Source organism: Marinobacter alkalisoli (assembly GCF_045449855.1).
In the GTDB taxonomy this organism is placed as follows: Bacteria; Pseudomonadota; Gammaproteobacteria; order Pseudomonadales; family Oleiphilaceae; genus Marinobacter.
This window is the reverse complement of record NZ_JBJJLC010000024.1, coordinates 19,224-34,638: the sequence shown is the minus strand read 5'-3', so window position 1 is coordinate 34,638 and position 15,415 is coordinate 19,224. Positions and strand designations below refer to the sequence as shown.

Sequence of the window (15,415 nt, the reverse complement as noted above, 5' to 3'; positions counted from 1 at the left end):
ACCACCCCGTTGACCGTGCCACCCCGCAGCAAGCAGGCTAGGTTTCCAAAGTTGAGGGCACATCAAATGTCACTGGTACACGTGGAAAAACGGGGCCACATCCTGTTAATCGGTCTGAACCGCCCGGAAAAAATGAACGCCATGAACCGGGCGATGTACCACGAAATCGCGGCTGCCTATCACCAGTTGCAAAACGACCCGGAACTGAGAGTCGGTCTGATGTACGCCGAAGGCGACCACTTCACCAGCGGCCTGCAACTGGACGACTGGGCGGGCGTGTTTGCCGACGGCACGGGCATTGAACCGGGGGAGGGCGAACTCGACCCCTTTCACGTCACCGGCGAAGGCCTCACCAAACCGGTTGTTTTCGCCGCCCAGGGCATCTGTTTCACCTGTGGTGTCGAAATGATGCTCAACACCGACATCCGCGTTGCTGCCAAAGGCACCCGCTTTGCCCAACTGGAAGTCAAACGCGGCATCTTTGCCTGTGGTGGCGCGACCATTCGCCTGCAGCGGGAAATCGGCTGGGGCAATGCCCAGCGTTACCTGCTGACCGGTGACGAGTGGACCGCCGAGCAGGCTTTCCAGTGGGGGCTGATCCAGGAGTTGGTGGAGCCGGGCGAGCAGTTCAATGTGGCCATGGACATTGCTGAGAAAATATCAAAAGCCGCGCCGCTGGGTGTTCAGGGCAGCCTGAATTCATCAAAGATCGCGGTTAGCGAAGGGCAGGAAGTCGCCAAGCAGCGGTTGTTCCCGGATCTGCAGCCTGTCATGGCCAGTGAGGATGTGCAGGAGGGAATTCAGTCGTTTCTGGAAAGAAGGGAGGCAGTTTTTAAAGGGAAATAGCTCCGGACTCTGAGCGGGTGGCCAGCAACCAAGTCCGAGCGGACAGCAGGGAACGTCTTTCCGAAACCGTCTGTGGCCAGGGATGGCCACAGCCGAGCCCTACATGGACGTACTTGCGGGCGTGTTTCGGAAAGACGTTCCCTGATGGCCGCATACACCAAGGCTGGATTTCTAGGCGGCCTCCTCTGAAGCAGAAGACTTTTTCCGGGCCTTGGCAGCCACCTCAGCGGCATAATCGGCATACTTGGCCATCAGCTCCGCCTTGCGGTCAGGATCCCAGTTGATTTTGTCCAGATCCCCCTCGTAGTGCTCAATCACCCGCTTATCCATCATCTCGTACCACTGGGATGGCAAATAGGCTGGCACCAGCATGGACGCATAACCGCCCGGCAATTGTGGCGCATCCTCAAAGTGACGCAATGCCTGGAAGCTGCGGCTCGGATGCGCATGGTGATCCGAATGACGCTGTAGCTGATACAGGAACAGGTTGGTCACAATGTGATTGCTGTTCCAGCTGTGGGACGGTTGGGTGCGTTCGTACTTGCCCTTGGCATCTTTCTGACGCAGCAGGCCGTAGTGCTCCACATAGTTCACCGTCTCCAGCAAACTGGCGCCATAGGCTGCCTGTGCTGCCAGGAACGGAATGGCGCGAGGCCCGCATACCAGAGTAGTGGCACCGAAGAGCCCGGCACTCATTGCCCAACCTTGCAGCAACTCATTGTCCAGACTCCAGAAGCCCTTGCCCTTGCGTGCCAGGCGCGCCTTCTCGATCTTCACGGCAGACTTGATACCGCCCACCACCGTGCGTGGCAGGAACTTCCAGAAACTCTCGCCCATACGGCTGCTGGCCGGGTCCTCGGGTGTTGCCACGCGTTTGTGGTGGCCGAAGTTGTGCTCCACCACAAAGTGGGTGTAACCCGTTGGCGCCAGTGCTGCCATGGCCATCAGCTTGTTCAGTTTATTGGACTTGTGCCCCAGCTCATGGGCCGTGTTAATGCCGATACCGTTAACGGCACCGACCGTCAGGGTAATGCCAATCCGATCCGCCAGCGGGGTTTTCTTGCGGCTTGCCAGCCAGGCGCCCATGAACGTCATGGCGTACTGGGTTGGAATAAACGCCTTCACGATCCGGTCGTAGTACTTGTCCTGCTCCAGAATCTTGACTGCTGACTCCGGCGGGTTGCTCTTGTCCTCGCCTACGGCGCGGTCCAGCGCGGGAATGATGCCGTGAACCAGCGCCGGGCCGGTCCAGGCCAGGGCGCGGAGTTTTTTCGGTGCGATGGCATACCCCGCCAGGGCAGCCAGACCGATCCCCGGCAATGCCGGCCCCATCAGCCAGAGGTAGCGTTTGGGGTCCTTCCAGTCCTGACCTGCCTTGTTGGAGGAGGGCATTTCCTCATTGGCACTGAGATTGACGGTTGCATCAGCTGTCTGGTTATCCAGTTTGTCACGGGTTTTTGTATTCATTGTCGGGGCTCCAGTCATCAGGATGTGAACTCACTTTATGTCGGACAATCTGTCAATGCAACAGTAATCTTTATCACAAAGGGTCAGAATCAGGTCATCGTGAAATTGGCAAAGCAATGGTTTATGGACCACACTGACAAGGCAACGGTCACGACTCACAGGGAAGCGTCAACCATGGCCTCGGGAAACCTCTCCAGCGCATCGCCATCGGTCCACTGGTCTGTCCACCAGTTCCTGCGGGAGCATCTTTCGTCCGCGCGGCTTCTGGAAATCGTCTACCGGGACGATGCTGGTCAGGTCCAGATTGTCCACGATGTTATCCGTGACCTGTTCAGCCGGGCGGGTCGGGAATTCGTACTGATCGGCAGGGGGCAGATGCTTCGGCTGGATCATGTGGTCATGGTGGATGGCGTGGAAATATCCAGCGGAATTGGCTGATATTCCCTCAAGTCTGGCTAACTGGCTGTCTGAGCTAACAAAAGAGTAATCCCCCGGTAATTGCCTCCCATGCAGCGGCGGCCCTACACTCGTCTCCGTTGTATACATTCGCCAACGAAAGGACATGGTATGAACAAGCTAACTTTGAGTGCATTGGCTCTGATTATGACGCTGGGTCTTGCGGCTTGCAGTCAGGAAGACGACGAGGGTGCCGATTTTGAAGAGGCCGCCGACAACGCCGGTGAGATGATGGACGATGCCGGTGATTCAATTGAGGAAGGTGCAGAAGACACGGCTGATGAAATGGGCGAGGCAGCCGACGACGCTGGCGACTCCATGGAAGAAGGCTACGATGAAGTTACTGAAGACGAAAAGTAAGTAGCGGCTGACCACAGCTGAGAGAGAAGCCCGCTCCATGACAATGGAGCGGGCTTTTTCGTGAATGGATGCCTGGAACCGGGTGTCAAAAAACGGTAAAGATACTGACTTCTTATTGTCCACAGCCTGTCATTTAATGGCCCGACACTGTCCTCTGATCGTTACATACCTAATAACCTGATTGGAGAGGCATTCATGGCCAAGCAAGACCTTGACCCCAACTATCTGGATCCGAATTACGAGCCGGTGGTCAATCACTCCGGCAACACGGCGTTTGCATCAGTGTTGGCATCGCGAATGGAGCGTCGCACCCTGATGAAGGGCACGGTAGGCGCTGCACTGACCAGTCTGATGGGGATGGGGCTGGTTGGCTGTTCCGATGACGACAACGACGATGACAACCTGGGTGGGGATCCCGGCGGCGCCGAGGGTACAACAGAGCTTGGCTTCAAGGCGGTGGCCGTTTCCGATCAGAACCGGGTGGTGGTACCCGAGGGCTACACCGCAACAGCCTTTGTGCCGTGGGGAACTCCGTTGACCGGGAGCTACCCGGCTTACCTCCCGGATGGAACCAACACCGGGGCCGACCAGGAAAACCAGGTGGGCATGCACCACGATGGCATTCACTTCTTCCCGATTGATCAGAAAGCCGGGGGCAACAGCTCCACGGAAGGCTTGCTGGTGATGAACCATGAGTACATCAATCAGTCTGCCTTGCACCCGTCAGGCGCCACCACAAATGGTGACGGCACCCGGCCGGCAGACGAGGTTCGCAAAGAGGTTGCCGCCCACGGCGTCTCCGTTATCCATATCAAGCAATCCACGGATGGCGAGTGGGAAGTCGTCCATGGCAGTCCCTTCAACCGCCGGGTTACCGGTGGCACTCCGATGGATATCCGTGGACCACTGCGTGGTTATGAGAAGCTCTTCACCAAATACAGTCCCACGGGAACCGAGACCCGGGGCACATTGAACAACTGCTCCATGGGGCCAACACCCTGGGGCACCTACCTGGCAGCGGAAGAAAACTGGCACGGTTATTTTGCCAGCAGTGATGCAAGCCAACCGCGTGAGCAGGTTCGTCATGGTGTGGGATCGTCATCACGGTACGACTGGGAACTGGCTGACAGCGCAGAGGACCAGTATCTGCGGTTTGATGTGTCGACCAAAGAGGCTTCTGCCGATCTCGACTACCGCAATGAAGCCAACACTTACGGGTTCATGGTGGAGATTGATCCGTTCACGCCGGAAAGCAAACCACAAAAGCGGACAGCACTGGGACGTTTTGGCCATGAGGGCGTCATTTTCGCCCCCGCCAGGGAAGGGGAGCCGGTGGTGTGTTATTCCGGTGATGACTCCCGTTTCGAATACATCTACAAGTTTGTTTCCGCGCAACCCTACTACGCGGCAACCGCCGGTGGTTATCTCCTGGACGAGGGCACGCTCTACGTAGCGCGTTTCAACGAAGACGGTTCCGGGGACTGGCTGCCCCTGTCACTGGACGATGAGGATTTCGCAGCGAAAGTGGCTGCTGCGGTGGGCACCAACGTGGGTGATATTGCTTTCGATGGTTTTGATAGCCAGCAGGACGTTTTGCTCAATACCCGCCTGGCGGCGGACATTGCCGGTGCAACCACGATGGACCGCCCGGAATGGGGTGCCGTGGATCCGGGAACCGGTGAGGTCTACTTCACGCTGACCAACAACAGCAACCGGGGCAAGGATGGGTATGATGACGTCAACGCCGCCAACCCGGTGGTCGAGAACAGTACCGGTCACATCATCCGCTGGCTGGAGGCCGGAAACGATCACGCCGCAACGGCCTTTGAGTGGGATATTTTCGTATTTGCCGGTGAGCAGGGCACGGAAACGGTCGTTGATGGTGAAGCTGTTGTGACCCTGGATGACACCAACATCTTCAACAGCCCGGACGGCCTGTGGTTCGACTACAACGGCCGGCTGTGGATTCAGACAGACGGAAGCTGGAGTGAGCCATACCTCAACAACATGATGTTGGCCGCCGATCCGCAGACCCGGGATATTCGTCGGTTCTTCGTGGGTCCCGTAAACTGCGAAGTGACCGGGGTTGTTACCACACCGGATGGCAAGACCATGTTTGTCAACATCCAGCACCCCCAGGGCAACTGGCCCAACGCGGATGAGCCGCGCCCCCGGGACGCAACCGTCATTGTGACCCGGGACGATGGCGGGGTGGTTGGCGCCTGAACCACGCAGTCGCAAAACCTGAAAGTCAGTCAGAACGGGCCGCCCGGAGCAGGGCGGCCCGTTCTTTTTTTGTTGTCCCTCTTCAGCTCCGGAAATCGCGACCGTTAAACAAGAACAGAATGCACTAAAGTATGAGATCACAATTCAATCCAATTCAGTAAGCTTCGGAATGACCTTCAATAACAATTCTAAAGCGGTAATAACATCATCGAGGTTGGTATGGGACTACTTTCGCGGCCAGTGGTTTGGAAAGGGGCGATACTTGCGGTTGTTGTTGCAATCATGGGCGTGCTGGCGGCGCCCGTGACTGGCCTGGATGCCATCTCATTGCTTGTCGGAACTCTCGTTGGCCTGGCGGTTGCTGCCGGCTATCTGGTGCTTCGCGTGCTGGAGCCTGTCGAGCGGGGGCTGAAGGAACTGAATGCCGGTCAGTTGTCCGCGGGCAACCCCATCGCGGATCAGTGTGGTCAATTGGTGTCTGATGCCAGGGCCGGTCGTGCGCTGGTGGAAACCCTCTCGGGCAGCGCAGACAAGAATGCCATTTCCGCCGCCCAGGTTTCATACGCCGCAGACCAGCTCAAGCTTCGCCTGGACCGTCAGGTGGAAGAGACGGCGCAAATGGCGGATTACACCGGGCAAATCACTGAAACGGTGCGGGAGTCATCCCGCCAGGCGACCGATGCCGCCACCATGGCGCAGCAGGCGAGCCAGATCAGTGCCGAAGGCCGTCAGTCACTGACTGGTGCGATCGAAAGCGTCAGGGTGGTTCATCAGCAATCGGCTGAGAACCTCCGGCTGATTCAGGACCTGAATGAAAAATCCAACAGGATTCAGGGGGTAACCACCACCATTCAGGGCATCGCCGAACAGACCAACCTGCTGGCATTGAATGCCGCAATTGAGGCAGCCCGGGCAGGGGATCAGGGGCGGGGGTTTGCAGTCGTTGCCGATGAAGTGCGGCAATTGGCCGGTCGGACGGCGCAGGCAACAGGTGAAGTTGCGGAGACACTGCAGGAAATTCGCACAGACACCACATTGATTGTGTCCCGTATCGAGGATCTGGCCCGCAGCGTGGAAGCAGGGCTGACGTCCGTTGAGAGCGTGGGAGAGCAACTGGATCAGATCCGCGACCAGTCGGATCACCTGCAGCAACAGGTTGCCCGCATCGCCGAGAGTGATCAGAACAACGAACAGAGCCTGGAGCGGGTGTTCGCTGCTATCGGCACGGTGCGTGACCAGATTTCCGAAAGCGACACCAGCGTGGAGTCACTGGCGGAGCAAGCCGCCACGCTGATGGAGCTGGCGGAAAAGGCAAACGCGGCGTTTGCCCTCAACAGTGATGCCAGTTATCACCGCTTCTTTTACCAGCAGGCAAGAGAAGGGGCAGATCGCATCGGGCAGCTGTTCGAGCAGGCTATCCGCGACGGCAAAGTCACGGAGGGGGCGTTGTTCGACAAAACCCGCAACCCGATTCCCAATACCCGGCCACAGAAATATTCCAGCCCCTTTGACCAGTTTACCGATCAGCATCTGCCATCAGCACAGGAGCCCGTCAAGGATTCGCACGACGCCGTGGTGTTTGCCATTGCCACCGCGCCGGACGGTTATGTGCCAACCCATAACCGGAATTTCGCCCATGCCCCGACCGGCGACCCGGACGTTGATCTGGTGAAAAGTCGCAGCAAGCGGTTGTTCAATGACCGTACCGGCGCGCGGTGCGGTAATCACACCGAAGACATGTTGCTGCAGACCTATCGGCGGGATACCGGCGAAATCATGCATGACCTGTCGGTGCCGGTCTATGTGAATGGTCGCCATTGGGGCGGTTTCCGGGTCGGGTACCGTCCGGACAATCACTGAGGTGGCGATTCCTTCGGTGTCAGGCGCCTTGTGGTAGACTTCAGCCATTGTATTGACTGGAGTACCCCGTGACCGAACCAGAATTCATCCCCGCTGATTCCGATCCCGATGCCCGCCGATCCGACTCTGCCCGCAACCTGGCAGTTGTCGTTTACATACTCCAGGGTCTGTTCTTTTTTGCCGGTATAACGCCGCTGGTTGGGGTGATCATTAATTACGTCAAGATGGATGACGTAACGGGCACCTGGATCGAGCCGCATTTTCGATGGCAGATCCGCACCTTCTGGATCGGGCTGTTGTGGTTGGTTATTGGTACGTTGACGGCTCCCCTGATTATTGGCTGGTTTTTTCTGCTCGGCATCGCCATCTGGTTTATTTACCGGATCGTAAAAGGGGCGTTGGCATTGAATGATGGGAAGGCACCCTAGGTTACTGAAGACAACGGTACTGTGATCTGTGCCCTTGATTAATCATGAATTTCATATTTTTTATATTTTTTTGTGACAGAAAATGGTCGCTAAAATTCGCTTTCTTTGAACGGCTTGTTGACGGTTCGGTTTTCTGCAGTTAACACTCCCCCTTTCTTGCTCTATAGATAAAGTAAAAAGTTATTAACAATCAAATGGCTGTAGTGGTCATCCCCCCTCTTACTTCTAATCATTCTTTTGATTTCCATGTCATCCTTAAGTTGTCACTCAAAAGTATCATGACTTTTGTGACATCGTGTAACGGCGCTCCGACCAATTATGACAAATCCTTGACCTATACTATCTATGGTTAATGTGTGTGATTTCGTCACATGTTAGCCATCATCGTTACAGGAAAGGGAGAACACGTGGAATGAGGAAGCCAATACAAATACCTGCTCTGCTGGCTGCTAGTTTATTTGTGACGCTGGTCCCGGAAATATCAAAGGCCGCTGACAGTGTTCAGCATACCCGTGAGTTGTCGATCATGGGGGTCTACATTGAGCCGGACAGTGACCGGACCGACGAGTATGGTTCAGCGGTGAGGGCAATCTACGGTGTGCGCCTGGACAAACATTGGTGGTTTGAGCCTCAAGGCTTTGCGGGTGTGATTGAAACCGGCGAATCTGGAGTCACGGATTACTACCAGCAGGGCCTGGGCGCAGATATCAGCTATCGTTTCTTCGGCGACAGTGAGTTTACCCCCTATGGCCTGATTGGCGGTGGTGTCTCCCGTAACGATGTTGCCGACAATTCCTCAAGCGAGTTTGGCGGCTTTGCCAATGTCGGGCTTGGCCTGCTGACTTCCCCGCTGACGCAATCCGGGCTCCGTATCCGCGGTGACGCCCGTTATTTCTATGACTCCTATGACGATGGTCAGTCTGACATTCAGTTCAGTCTGGGGCTCACTGTCCCGATTGGTGCCACTCGCAAGCAAATTGTCGAGAAGACCACAGTGGTCGAGCGCGAAGTGGTGGTCGAAAAGGACTTTGCTGACTCTGATAGAGACGGCGTAGTCGACGGCGTGGATCAGTGTCCGAATACGCTGGAAGGCCTGGAAGTGGATTCGGTGGGTTGCGTCAAGACCGACCAGGAGCAATCCGTGGTTCTGCTGGGCGTCACCTTTGATTTCAATTCCGATCGCCTGACGGCCAATGCCCGGGACCTGCTGGTCCGCACCGCCGATGCCCTGAAAGGCCAGCCTGATCTGGAAGTGGAACTGGCCGGTCACACCGATAGCGTGGGTGCAGAAGAATACAACCGTGAACTCTCCCGGAAAAGGGCGGAATCGGTTCGCAACTATCTGATTGATCTGGGGGTTTCCCCGGACCAGATGATTGCCACCGGATATGGTGAATCAGACCCGGTTCGCAGTAACGATACCGAAGAAGGGCGAGAGCGGAATCGTCGCGTTGAATTCAATGTGCTTTCCCGCTGAGCTTGGGTAACAGGAGTAACACAATGAGAACAACTCGACTCAATTGGTATATGGCTTTATTGGTCATGGCGCTGCTGGCTTTGGCTGGCTGCAAGTCAGATAGTAGTGGTGGATCTGATGGTGGATCTAATGGCGGTGCTGGTGGTGGTAACGTCGGTGGTGACGTTACTGAACAGGATGCTGACGGCGATGGCGTTGTTGATCTGGAAGACAACTGCCCCTTTGTCAGCAACCCTGACCAGGCCGATATGGATGATGATGGAATTGGGGATGTATGCGATACCGATGCCGACTCGGATGGGGATGGTGTGGACGATGCGATCGACAACTGTCCCACCGTTAGTAATCCGGATCAGAGCGATATCGACAATGATGGCGCAGGAGATGCGTGTGATCCTGATCAAGATGGTGACACTGTAGAGAACTCTGCAGATAACTGCCCGACGGTGCCCAATCCTGGTCAGGGCGATCGTGATGGTGATGGTGTAGGTGATGCGTGCGACACCGATGCTGATGGTGATGGTGTGGATGACAAAGTCGACAATGCTGATGGCACATTCACATCCATTCCTTCATCGGAAGGCGGTGATAACTGCCCGCTTGAGCCAAATGCTAGTCAGGATGACTCTGATGGTGATGGTATCGGTGATGCCTGTGATGATTTGAGCGATCCTGATGGTGATGGTGTAGTGACTGGTGATAACTGTCCATTGATATCCAATCCGGAACAAACGGACACTGATGGTGATGGTACCGGGGATGCTTGTGATACAGACGTTGATGGCGATGGCATTCTGAATGGTGTTGATAACTGCCCGCTGACGGTCAATTCGGATCAGGCTGATACCGATGGAGACGGAGTAGGTGATGCCTGTGATCTGGTGGACGATTCAACTTATGCCTGTGCTGTGAGTGGCGAGCAGTTTGTTCCGTTACTTGCGCCCGAATCTTCTGCCAGCGATACCTCCAGCGGCTGTTTGTTGTGCGAGGCTGCCAATATAGGAAATCTGGTGGATGAAAACCTGACCAACGCTGCGACGCTGGTGCTTGACCTGAACGTCGCTGGCTATGTGGCAGCGAGAGTAGAGGACAATACCAGACTCTTTCCTGCCAACAACGTCGTAGGTGTTGCAGTGTCTGATCCAGAGAACTTGCTCAGTCTGGATCTCCTTAACGGGATTACAATTGCGACCTACCTGAATGGGCAGGTTCAGGAATCTAATATTGATTTCGAAGGTTTGGGTCTTGACCTGGCAGGGCAGCTTGGAGACTCAGAGGTCACATTCGTGACTTTCCAGACCTCCATGACCTTTAACGGAATTGAGATACGAAATGGTGGTCTGGCGGACCTGTTGAGCGATCTGAACGTTCATGCGATGTGCGCTAGCCCGGTCGATATCATTCAATAATATTGGGTGCGCCCAGAGCTGGGTGCGGATTTCCTGAGGGGCACCCGCCCTCAGGTACAAAAAGCCCCGGAGTATTCCGGGGCTTTTTGCTTTCAGGCAGTTAGAGTTCGGTGCCGGGCTCCCGCAAGATTATTGCGTAGGTATGCGTGCGAGGTTGGGGGAATAACTCAGAGGCCGCCAACCCAGTGTGCGGCAGTCAGGCCAATGAAGAAGAAAAATAGCGCGATAAACACCCGGTATCGCCGATGACGAGGAACAAGCATCTCCTGCTCGCCCTCAGCCATTCGGCAGTGATTCGGTGTCACGAAGCGATCATGCCCTGGCGCAGAATATACGCTTCAGCACACAAGGCGCAGTTGGACTTATGGCAGTGTGCGGAGTCGTGGAGTGAAATTCCGGAATGTGGCTTGCCGTCACTGTCGTTACGGGTGTTCACACCCTTATAGACGTGAATGTGGCGGCTCAGGGCCTCAGAGGCTTCCTGCTTGCTGTGGAATGGGCCCAGATCAGATTGTTCGCGTGTGAGCGCGTACCAGCCGAATGCGGTGTGGACCAGCCGATTGGTGTGGCTAGAAGGAATTTTCGGGTCTCGCATGTTCAATCCTCAATGGATATTTACTTCAGAACTACTGCACGAAACAACACATCCATGTTGTCCGGCTTCCCCCCGCAGAGTATAGACCTACCACTGCTGGCTAAATAATACAGATTGATCGTTTAAATGCATTGATTATTGTGACGCAAATCACAGTGTTGTCGGTCAATCGCCGGTGACTTCTTTCAGGCGTAGTGCGCTGACAGCTCCCGCCAACCCCATGAATCCCAGTGTCAGGATTACCGCGACGTCTGAGATCATGGATATGAGAGCAGTGAATCCACCGGTCACAAGCAGCAGCACGCCAATGACGGTGTTGCTGACAGCGGTGTAGTCCGTGCGCTTGTTACCTCCCGCCATGTCGACCAGATAGGTTTTCCGGCCAAGGCGCACGCCGGCATGGGCGATGCTCAGGATGAAAAAGGCAATCGGGTAAAACCAGACGCTTCCGGCTCGCTCTCCGGCGAGCAAGGCAATAGCGCCAACCAGCAGACAAATTGAGCTGGCGATTGCTGCGCCGCGAATCATCACCCGCCGGCTGGAGGTATCCGCCATCCAGCCCCAGAAACTGGCGCTTACGGAACTCGCCAGGCTGCTGGCCAGCAGGAACACGCCCAGCAGCCAGTCGCTGTCCGCACCCTTCTGGGCCAGAACCACAAAATAGGGAGAGGCCAGTGCGGAGCACAGCAATAATGCGCGGGTGATGACAAAATGGCGGAAGGGAGCGTCGTCCCGTAGCAGTGTCAGGCGCTTCAGGGCTTCCGTCATGGCATTGCCGCCCCCGCCGGTTTCCCCCTGGTGCTCCTGAATGTTTGCGAACAGCAACCCGGCAATGACCCAGAGCCCGGCAGCGAGCAGAAGCAAAAGCGCATAGAAGGCAATTCCCGGGTCACCGCGATCCCAGAACAGCAGCGCCGTCAATACGACGGTGGCTGAGCCGCCGATGGTCGTGGCAAGGCCGGAGAGGCGGCCGCGCCGGGTTTTGGGAATGCATTTCCCCTGAACATCCTTCATGGAGACGGAGCAGAACCCCCGTGCCAGGGAAAAGGCCACCAGCGCCGCGATCAAGCCACCACCGGCGGCGTACCCCTCGAAAAACCAGATACTGGCGGCCATGGCAACGACGCTGATGGCCTGGCCAAAGCTGCCCAGCGTCCAGAACCATTTTCTTACGGGTTTGCGCCGTACCCAGGCCGCAATGACCATTTGTGGCACCATGGAACCGGATTCCCGGATGGGGACCAGCCAGGCGACCAGGGCTGGGGCCCCTATCGAACTGAGCAGCCAGGCAAGAACGGTTTTGGGGCTGATCAGCAAGTCACCGAGCTTGGTCAGCACGTTACTGGCCAGTATCAGGAAGAAATTGCGGGGGACCTCGCGGCAGGCCTCGTCAGGAATGTCCTTACAGACCCTGGCATCCTCCTCGTTGGCGATCAGGGCGTAGAGTTGTTCTGCTGCATGACTGGACTTGGCTGACAAGAGCGCCTCCTCTGGAAACCGGGATCCGTTGGGAATGATAGCAGGGCTGGCGCAAGGGCCCCAGCCGGCTTGCTCCCGTTTTGATCTTCGGGCCTAATCGATCATACGACGACAGACCGCCACAGGATGTTTCATGCTTAGCTATCTCCACGGTTTCCATGCCGGCAACTTTGCCGATGTCCAGAAACACGGCGCCCAGGTATTGGCCTTGCGGATGTTGCAGGCCAAACCGGCTGGCATTGCCTGTTTTGATACCCACGCCGGCAGCGCGCTGTATGATTTGCACAGCGAGCGTTCACAGAAAACGGGAGAGGCGGAGCAGGGTATCCGGAAATTATGGGCGGCGCGTCAGTCTTCCCCGGGAGAGGACTGGCAGCCGCTGCTCGATGTCCTGGCGGATATTAATCAGGCCGGATCATTGCTGGATCGATACCCGGGCTCACCGGAATGGTTCCGGCGTTTCCGGCGCCCTCAGGACTCGTTGACGACCTTCGAGCTTCACCCGACCGAAGGTCAACATCTGGCGGACTGGGCGGGGCGCGACAAAATCCGGGTGTTTCGTGAGGACGGCCTGAGTGGCCTGTTACGCCAGTTGCCGCCGCCGTTACCACGCCTGTTGGTGCTGATCGATCCTTCCTATGAGGTCAAGTCGGACTATGGCGCGGTGGCGGATACGCTTGCCCGGGCCTGGCGCAAATGCCGCCACGGCGTCTATCTTGTCTGGTATCCGATACTGACATCGGGTCTGGAACAGACGCTCAAACAGGCGGTTGTGAGCGGTCCGGTCACCCGGGTTCTCTGTAGCGAGATCCATCTGAAGCATCCCCCGGGCAGGGGGATGACCGGGTCAGGCATGCTGGTGGTGAATCCGCCCTGGGGCTTTGATGAGCGCCTCGCGGCGATGCTGGCCGAGGTCTCGGGTGAGGAGTGCCTGAACGTATCCGCCACCATGGACTGGCTGCTACCGGAATAGGCCGTGTCTTTTCTGTTGTATGGATCAGTCCCGGTCGCCAGGGTCTGATCCGCCCAGTTCCTGCTCCCATGATGCAATCAATTCCAGCATGGTGTTGAGAATCTTTGCCCCACGTTCGCCCGCTTTTTCGATGTAGGTGTCTCTGACGCCGAGGCTGGCTTCGCGGAAGTGCTCGCGTTCTTCCTCGCTCAGTCTTACCAGTGAGATGTCACGATCCTCGGTAATCTGTTGCAGTCTGGATTCGTTCAGTTCCGCCTGTTTACGGTAAATCAGCGGGGCAACGTCGGCGAGGGCGTCATCCAGCCATTGCTGCTGATCATCGGGCAGGGCTTCGTACCATTCCCGATTGGAAACCACCGAGGCAATGAACTGGGCCGGGCGTGCAAACGTCATGGTACTTTGAACCTCGTAGAACCCCATCTCTTCAATGGCGAATACCGGATTGGCCTGACCGTCAATGCGCTGCAGTTGAAGGTCGTTGTAGACCTGGGAGTAAGGGGTAGGGTGAGGATCAGCGCCGTAGGCCCTGTAGGTTTCGGCGGAGATTGTGGAGGTCATGGTGCGTATCTTGAGCCCGCCAAAATCTTCCGGGCTGCGCAGGGGTTTGTTGGCAGTCCATACCATCCAGCCCTCCGGTACAAATCCCAGCAGTTTCATGTTGCGTTCGGCATAGGGTTCGCTGAACAGCGTCAGCAACTGGTCGCTGGCCAGAAGCCTGCGATTGACCTCGCTGTGATCGGACAACACATAATGCAGGGTGAACACGCCCACTTCCGGGATGGTGTCGGCCAGGTGGCCGGGGGAAGCGAAGGCAAGGTGAACCGAGCCGTCCTGGGTCAGTTCCGTCAGCTGTGCTGAGGTGCCCAGGGAACCATAGGGGAATACGTCCAGTTCGATGTTGCCATCGGAAATACTTTCGATCCGCTCCTTGAGTTCATTGGCGTAGAGGTGCTGAACACTGCCTTCAATTTCCTCCAGCGCAAACCGCCAGGTTACAGGATATTCCGGAGCGCCATTGTCAGCCCCTGTCGCCTCTTGCTTGTTGTCCTGTTGGGGGTCGGAGCAGCCCATTAGAACGGTCAGGGCTGTTACGAGCAACAGGCTAAGCCGGGGGCAAAATGATGGCATGTCTATGTCTCCAATGACGTTTTCTGGTCCGAAACTTCCTGTCACAAGGTACCACAAGATCGCGGTCGGCGTGGTTGGCCCCAATGCCGGAGCAAAAAAAAGCCCCGCTAGGCGGGGCTTTGAGCTGACGTTGATCGCAGGGGGCGCGATTACATCAGAGCGTCAACGCGGTTGCGTACCTTCGGCTCGCTGTTATACGCGGTCGCAATCGCGTTGTAGGTCGGGATATCCAGACCAGAGTCTTCGATGACGGATACCATTTCATCGTTGGCTTCCATCTGCAGCTCCTGGGCTTTTTCCTGGGAATCTGCGTTTTCGATTTTCTCCATGTACTCGTCACGGATATCGTTGATGCCGCCTTGAGCTTCGACGAACTTCTTCAGTTCGGCATCATTGTAGTTGGTGTCCTGGGAGCCCGCAGCTGCCGGATCGCTGTAGCCATCCTGGCCGGTCTGGGCCGGATCCTGCTGCTGGCTTTGCTGGGCCAGGGCGGGACCGGCTGCAAGCAGGGCCATGGATACGGTCAGTGAAGTGAGAAGTTTGTTCATAGCGTTACTCCTTTCTCTGCATTTGGGCGCCACTCATTGGAGGCAGCCATTGGTTCGAAACAAGACTGTTTCGGTGCGTTTGCGTTCGTACCCACTATGCAATCAAGGTGTGTGCCAGGTTTTTGATTGATATTAAAGTCATTAAAAACAAAGACCTATGGTT

At 56.5% G+C, this 15,415-nt stretch carries 14 protein-coding genes; 9 read left to right on the top strand and 5 right to left on the bottom strand.

Annotation, left to right across the window (positions count from 1 at the left end; genetic code table 11):
- The first annotated feature begins 66 nt into the window (after positions 1-66).
- A complete protein-coding gene (locus ACJO5Y_RS10030) occupies positions 67-846 on the top strand; it encodes a crotonase/enoyl-CoA hydratase family protein (protein ID WP_406986877.1) in 780 nt (259 codons plus the stop codon).
- Between the two features lie 171 nt (positions 847-1,017).
- Here ACJO5Y_RS10030 and ACJO5Y_RS10025 read toward each other — a convergent pair whose 3' ends face one another.
- Positions 1,018-2,238 (bottom strand): alkane 1-monooxygenase, encoded by a 1,221-nt coding sequence (locus ACJO5Y_RS10025; protein ID WP_406986879.1) that lies wholly within the window; start codon positions 2,236-2,238, stop codon positions 1,018-1,020.
- A 198-nt stretch (positions 2,239-2,436) separates the two neighbouring features.
- Between ACJO5Y_RS10025 and ACJO5Y_RS10020 the strand changes: the two genes are divergently transcribed.
- The 7 genes from ACJO5Y_RS10020 to ACJO5Y_RS20840 all read left to right on the top strand — a co-directional run bounded on the left by ACJO5Y_RS10020 (position 2,437) and on the right by ACJO5Y_RS20840 (position 10,529).
- The gene (locus ACJO5Y_RS10020; RefSeq protein ID WP_406986874.1) at positions 2,437-2,751 is read left to right on the top strand and encodes a hypothetical protein; all 315 of its coding nucleotides are present in this window, start codon (positions 2,437-2,439) and stop codon (positions 2,749-2,751) included.
- A gap of 129 nt (positions 2,752-2,880) precedes the next feature.
- A complete protein-coding gene (locus tag ACJO5Y_RS10015; protein ID WP_406986872.1) occupies positions 2,881-3,129 on the top strand; it encodes a hypothetical protein in 249 nt (82 codons plus the stop codon).
- A gap of 195 nt (positions 3,130-3,324) precedes the next feature.
- Positions 3,325-5,355, top strand: coding sequence for a PhoX family protein (locus ACJO5Y_RS10010; RefSeq protein WP_406986870.1), 2,031 nt, complete (start codon positions 3,325-3,327; stop codon positions 5,353-5,355).
- Between the two features lie 219 nt (positions 5,356-5,574).
- Positions 5,575-7,215 (top strand): methyl-accepting chemotaxis protein, encoded by a 1,641-nt coding sequence (locus ACJO5Y_RS10005; protein ID WP_406986867.1) that lies wholly within the window; start codon positions 5,575-5,577, stop codon positions 7,213-7,215.
- A gap of 68 nt (positions 7,216-7,283) precedes the next feature.
- Positions 7,284-7,643 carry a DUF4870 family protein gene (locus ACJO5Y_RS10000; RefSeq protein ID WP_406986864.1) on the top strand — a complete coding sequence of 120 codons (360 nt, stop codon included), beginning with the start codon at positions 7,284-7,286 and terminating at the stop codon, positions 7,641-7,643.
- A 460-nt stretch (positions 7,644-8,103) separates the two neighbouring features.
- Positions 8,104-9,120, top strand: a complete 1,017-nt coding sequence (locus tag ACJO5Y_RS09995; RefSeq protein WP_406986862.1) for an OmpA family protein — start codon at positions 8,104-8,106, stop codon at positions 9,118-9,120.
- 23 nt (positions 9,121-9,143) lie between these two features.
- Positions 9,144-10,529 carry a thrombospondin type 3 repeat-containing protein gene (locus tag ACJO5Y_RS20840; RefSeq protein WP_504928333.1) on the top strand — a complete coding sequence of 462 codons (1,386 nt, stop codon included), beginning with the start codon at positions 9,144-9,146 and terminating at the stop codon, positions 10,527-10,529.
- A gap of 301 nt (positions 10,530-10,830) precedes the next feature.
- Here ACJO5Y_RS20840 and ACJO5Y_RS09985 read toward each other — a convergent pair whose 3' ends face one another.
- Positions 10,831-11,124, bottom strand: coding sequence for a DUF6316 family protein (locus ACJO5Y_RS09985; protein ID WP_406986859.1), 294 nt, complete (start codon positions 11,122-11,124; stop codon positions 10,831-10,833).
- 165 nt (positions 11,125-11,289) lie between these two features.
- Positions 11,290-12,603: an MFS transporter gene (locus ACJO5Y_RS09980; RefSeq protein ID WP_406986856.1), complete on the bottom strand. Its 1,314-nt coding sequence runs from the start codon at positions 12,601-12,603 to the stop codon at positions 11,290-11,292.
- A 133-nt stretch (positions 12,604-12,736) separates the two neighbouring features.
- On the opposite strand from ACJO5Y_RS09980, the gene ACJO5Y_RS09975 reads away from it, so the two are divergent.
- The gene (locus ACJO5Y_RS09975; protein ID WP_406986854.1) at positions 12,737-13,576 is read left to right on the top strand and encodes a 23S rRNA (adenine(2030)-N(6))-methyltransferase RlmJ; all 840 of its coding nucleotides are present in this window, start codon (positions 12,737-12,739) and stop codon (positions 13,574-13,576) included.
- Positions 13,577-13,600: 24 nt separating this feature from the next.
- Here ACJO5Y_RS09975 and ACJO5Y_RS09970 read toward each other — a convergent pair whose 3' ends face one another.
- A complete protein-coding gene (locus ACJO5Y_RS09970) occupies positions 13,601-14,704 on the bottom strand; it encodes a TRAP transporter substrate-binding protein (protein ID WP_406986851.1) in 1,104 nt (367 codons plus the stop codon).
- Positions 14,705-14,853: 149 nt separating this feature from the next.
- A complete protein-coding gene (locus ACJO5Y_RS09965; protein ID WP_406986848.1) occupies positions 14,854-15,252 on the bottom strand; it encodes a DUF4168 domain-containing protein in 399 nt (132 codons plus the stop codon).
- Between the last annotated feature and the right edge of the window lie 163 nt (positions 15,253-15,415).